General features: G+C 55.5%; 4 protein-coding genes and 1 pseudogene. 3 read left to right on the top strand and 2 right to left on the bottom strand.

What is annotated here, in order from left to right:
• Positions 1-125: 125 nt before the first annotated feature.
• On the top strand, positions 126-383 hold the full coding sequence (gene nrtS / locus ACR0K4_RS22840) for a nitrate/nitrite transporter NrtS (RefSeq protein WP_480522283.1): 258 nt from the start codon (positions 126-128) through the stop codon (positions 381-383).
• 138 nt (positions 384-521) lie between these two features.
• Here nrtS and ACR0K4_RS22835 read toward each other — a convergent pair whose 3' ends face one another.
• On the bottom strand, positions 522-1,250 hold the full coding sequence (locus ACR0K4_RS22835) for an SDR family NAD(P)-dependent oxidoreductase (RefSeq protein WP_480855900.1): 729 nt from the start codon (positions 1,248-1,250) through the stop codon (positions 522-524).
• 32 nt (positions 1,251-1,282) lie between these two features.
• Entirely contained in the window at positions 1,283-2,269 is a 987-nt protein-coding gene (locus ACR0K4_RS22830) for a CmcJ/NvfI family oxidoreductase (protein WP_480522285.1), read from the bottom strand.
• Positions 2,270-2,856: 587 nt separating this feature from the next.
• Here ACR0K4_RS22830 and ACR0K4_RS22825 point away from each other — a divergent pair.
• Both ACR0K4_RS22825 and ACR0K4_RS22820 read left to right on the top strand, forming a co-directional pair.
• The gene (locus ACR0K4_RS22825; RefSeq protein WP_480855899.1) at positions 2,857-4,950 is read left to right on the top strand and encodes a hydantoinase/oxoprolinase family protein; all 2,094 of its coding nucleotides are present in this window, start codon (positions 2,857-2,859) and stop codon (positions 4,948-4,950) included.
• Positions 4,950-5,180: pseudogene (locus ACR0K4_RS22820) on the top strand (hydantoinase B/oxoprolinase family protein); the annotation flags it as partial. The gene ACR0K4_RS22825 and the pseudogene ACR0K4_RS22820, both read left to right, overlap by 1 nt.
• Between the last annotated feature and the right edge of the window lie 116 nt (positions 5,181-5,296).

Genomic DNA, 5,296 nt, shown 5'->3' with positions numbered 1-5,296 from the left:
GATCACTCACACTATGAGTCTGGACGATATCAACGAAGGGTTCGACCTGATGCACCGGGGCGAGAGCATCCGCTCGGTCGTGGTGTATTGACCGGTCTAGCTATATACGCAATGACTTTGTCGGGATGAAAACGCAAACGCAAACCCGGTTTTGGTATATCGCCATGAAACGGCCAGTGGTGAAGCGCGCCACGCGCATCGCTTTGGTCGTTGGCACCATTCTGGCGGTCATCAATCATGGAGACCGCTTGCTATCCGGGAATGTCGATCTGAATATGTTGCTGAAGATTCTGCTGACTTATTGTGTACCCTATTCGGTGTCGACCTACTCTTCAGTCCTCGCAATTCGGGAAAACAGCATCACCGAGAATGTCCTGGAATAGTCCGCCCAGATCATAGCGCGGGCATTCAACAGATGGTCAGTGCATTGAGTCTCTTTTTTACCGAAAATCGACTTTGCAACAAACTCACTGTCCGGCAGGCACGAATAGCCTCAGGAAAGCGGCGAGCGGCCCCAAACCTCAGAAAGTCCACGTCTCGGAATAAGGACGCAACTCAATTTCGTTGCTCCAGGCTGATAGCGGCTGTTTGTATGCGTGCCAATAACTGAGCGCGACGTCGCCTGGTTGCGCCAATTTCTCTGGGTCGTAGTTGTCTTTGTAGCGCGCCCGCATGACTGGAACGTCCAGATCACAGTCCAGACGCACATGCACAAAATGAACTCCGTCTTTCGAATAAGCGCGGGTCAGTCCTTGTGACAACGCGCGCAGACCAAATTTGCCAATGGCATAAAGCGGCATCTTTCCTGATCCCCGGAATGCAGCGGTGGAGCTTGAAAAGAATATGCAGCCCTCACCCTTCTCACGCATTGTGGGCAAAACAGCTTTGGTCGCTGCAAATGCGCCTATAACCTCAAGCCGAAATATCGCTTCCAATGCATCATAGCTCATGTCCAGAGGATCGATCGGGCTGAAGGAGTCGCGAACATTATAGATCAGAACGTCAATCTGCCCCAAATCGCGGGCAGCAGCTGATAGAGCATGTTCTATCGTTTCAGGCTCAGTCGCATCCGCGCTGTAGAAGCGCACCCGGGCATCAGGCCGGGCCTCAAACGCGGCGTCCCTTGCCGCAGCGCTGCCTTCTTCCGAGCGCGAGATCAGCGCAATGTCCATTCCTTCAATGCAAAACTTTCGCGCCAGAGCAGCGCCCAACCCTTCTCCGGCGCCGATGATCGCACAAACATTCGACATTTTTCCCTCTAAATCTGGCTCTATTCTGGCATTCAGACATCGTACAGAACAGCGCAGCGTACCTCGATGCTCCAGCGATCCGGAGCGTTTTCTCCCACCGATGGATCGGCAAAGGCGCTGTGAAAACTAAACGTTGACACCCCATCTTTCTGAGGGTTGTCAGCCCGCATTCCTTTCGAACATGACAATTCGCCAGCAGAATCCCATTGCGTGATCAGCAACGCCTCGTCACGCGTCATGTCAGGATAGAAAAACCACTGATGCTTATCGGAGTACTTGGCATAGTAATTTTCACCTATCCGGTCAGCATAGTGTATTTCGAAGACCACCAGGTCCTCTGGGCTGACCAATGCTGCATCGCACAATGCAAGGGGGTTGGTTCTGACCGGTTCGGTCGAAATGCTGCGCCAAAGATTGATGATCGCATAACGCCCGTTGCTTATCGCATCTTCGACCTCATCACGATCCAACAATGTTTCACCTTCTTTCAGAGTGAAACGATAAGTGTCATTGCCGGTCGGAGGCCGCGTAAGATCACGCAATCGCCGAGGCGCGCTGGTCATGGTATAATCCCCATGGACCATGTGCAGAGGCGGCTGCACATGTTGGCCACCTTCGATGCGACGCTTGTTCCGGTTGCCCGATACCGACCGGACATTGTGGTCGAACGCGGCAACAGTTCTAGCGCCGGTGGCTTGCCGAATGATGTCCTGACAATGGGGATAATAGGCGCGGACTATTTTTTCATTATTCAGGAAATCCACATCGAGATTGTCGATAGGTCGCTGCAACAATTCAAATCCGTTTGGACCCAACCGATGCCGGTTCGCGCCAGTGACCTCGCGGGCGTCGTGCACAGGGATTTTTCGCTTGTCAAATGTGACACCGACCCATGCATCATCTGATCCGCTGTTGTCACGCCGGGTAAATACTTTACCGTTCCGAACCAACGAAGATTCAGTCATCGCGTCCAAATAAGTGAACTCTCCGACCCGATTGGTTTGTGCAACAATGCTCATCTGCTCGTCCCCACAAAATGCACATTCTGGCGTTATCGGACTCAAACGCGGATTTAGCTGATCCTACTGACCGGAACTTTGACCCGATCCTTCCGCACCTCATCCAAATTAGAGGGGTTTAAGCATCAAAGTCAAACAAAGTATATGTTTGGTGCACTATGGGCAGGTCAACTCAACCATCCCGCCACGAATACGAAAGACCGACGTCGTTGACGGGACAGGTTATGAATGGCGGCACGAAAATGCCCCTGTCGTTGAGATGGCCCACGTGTTGAAACGCTCGAAAGTTTCTACCCATCGAGACATCAAACGTGATCTTTACGGATCACCGCATAAGCTTCTTCACTAGCGCTGAATTGGCGGCGTTTCTGCTTGTGGGGCGCAATGTGTCGGTTGCGGGCAATTCTGTCGCAAATCAGTTAGGCGTGAGCCCGCCGGGTGGTTTAAATAGATTTGATGAATTGCCAGTATATCTCAAACCCACTGAATCGTCGGGCAACCAGTTGTGATCTTGTCGCTTTGCGTGACTGATCGTCCTTTCCGGGGCGTTTCATTTGTTACGAAGTCACGCGAGATAGAGATGAAACATGACACACGTGCTACGGCTTGCCATTGATATCGGCGGCACATTTACCGACACCGTTCTGGTGTCCGGCGAAGATAAGATCCTTGCATCAACCAAAACCCTGACGACGCACCAGAACCCAGCCGATGGAGCTTTGGAAGGCGCGCGGCGCGTGGCTGCAAAAACCGGATATAAGCTCTCGGAGGTTACCGGCTTTGTCCATGGCACGACTCTGGCGACAAACGCTTTGATCGAGCGACGCGGCGCCGTCGTCGCAACCATTTGTACTGAAGGGTTTCGAGATATCCTGGAAATCGGATACGAGCGGCGCTACTCCCAGTATGACGTCAATCTGGAAAAGCCGGACCTTTTGGTTCCGCGCGAACGGTCTTTCGTTATCCGTGAACGCATGTCGGCGGAGGGTCAGGTACTGATCTCTCTGGATGAAACACAGATCAACGACTTGCTAGCCCAACTGGATGCCAGCGGGGCCGAGGCGGTTGCGATCTGCCTGATGCATGCTTACGCCAATCCTACGCACGAACAACGCTTGCGCCAACTTCTAGCGGAACATCGTCCCGGTCTTACCGTCTCGATTTCGTCCGACGTCAGCCCCGAGGCCCGCGAATTTGATCGGCTGTGCACCACGGTGGCCAACGCCTATATCCAGCCACTGATGGTCAGCTATCTGGCGCGGTTTGTCGAGCAATTCTCGGCCGAAGGCGTGGCCTGCCCGATCCTGATGATGACCGCAGGCGGCGGCATGTGCACCATGGAAACCGCCGCCCGGTTCCCCATCCGTCTTGTTGAGTCCGGTCCGGCAGTAGGGGCCATTCTGGCTGCTCGTATTGCAGCCCGTGCCGGGCTCGATGAGGTACTGTCTTTCGATGTGGGTGGCACAACCGCCAAGCTGTGCCTGATCGACAAGGCCCGCCCGCAAACCTCGCGCGCGTTCGAAATCGCCCGTGCGGCGCGATTCATCAAAGGCTCTGGCATGCCCGTTCGCATTCCGGTGATCGAGATGATCGAAATCGGAGCAGGCGGAGGGTCCATTGCTGGGGTGGACCGTCTGGGCCGCCTTACGGTCGGTCCGAAATCTGCCGGGTCAGAGCCAGGGCCGGTCGCTTTCATGCGCGGCGGCACAGAACCCACCGTGACCGACAGTGACATCACATTGGGTTATATCGCGCCCGAAACATTCGCTGAAGGGCACATTCAACTTGATCCGGATGGTTCCAAGGCCGCCCTGACCCGAGTGATTGGGGAAAGGTTGGAACTGGATGCTGTAGGCTCGGCAGATGGGGTCAGCCGCATCGTTGGTGAAAGCATGGCCAGCGCCGGTCGCATGCATGCTGTGGAATCCGGTAAAGACCTTGGCTCACGCACGATGATCGCGTTCGGAGGCAACGGCCCGCTGCACGCAACCCGTGTGGCACGCTTTGCCGGTGTGTCACGCATCGTCATCCCGCCAAACCCGGGCGTCGGGTCCGCGGTTGGTTTCCTGTTCGCTCCGGTTTCATTCGAAATCGTCCGCTCGCGCTATTGCCTGTTGAACAACATGGATTTGGTTGGGGTAAATCGCCTGTTCGATGCGATGATTGCCGAAGCAAAAGAGGTCGTGGCCCAAGGGGCCAGCGACGCCACGTCCGAGACCCAGCGCACCGCCTTCATGCGCTATAGCGGTCAGGGGCATGAGATAGAGATCAATCTGCCAGATCGCGCGTTGACACCAGACGATATCTCCCCCCTGACCGCCGCGTTCGAGGATGAATACCGCAAGCAATTCTCGCGTCCTGTGCCGGGAATGGAGATCGAGATTCTCAACTGGGCCGTTCGGGTCGCGACACCGGACAACAACGTACCACCGGTTCCGGAAACACCAGACCGCCTTGCGTTTAAAGTGACCGAGTGGCGACCCATTACCTGCGACGTCGACGGCATCGTGAAAGATGCAGCCTTTGTCGCCCGTACCGATCTGAAACCGGGCAACCATGTCTGCGGCCCTGCATTGATCCACGAACCGCAGACCACCACGCTCGTACCCGTCGATTTTTCGGCAAGTATGGACGCGATCGGCAACCTCGTCCTGGTTCAAGACCAGAAAGGAGGCGCATGATGACTTCGAAACCCGAATTCTCGCCCGCCCGCCTGCAAGTGATGTGGAACCGTTTGTTGGCCGTGGTTGAAGAACAGGGCCAGACCCTGATCCGCGCCGCCTTCTCGCCCATCGTGCGCGAATGCGGCGATATCTCGGCCGGTATTCTTGATGTCAATGGCCGGATGCTGGCGCAGGCCGTGACTAGAACGCCAGGCCATATCAACACCATGGCCGAGGCCGTTCTGCATCTACGCGGGCGGTTTGAGTTACACGGGTTCTGTCGCAAACTCCGTCCCCACCTGTCAGATCGAACGCAGTTCTGTTAACGCGGGCTGGAATATGACAGGAGCTAACCGTGACGATC

The sequence above is a fragment of the Ruegeria sp. K11 genome (genome assembly GCF_056531905.1).
The sequence above is the reverse complement of the archived record's forward strand: the minus strand, read 5'-3'. Positions and strand labels throughout refer to the sequence as shown.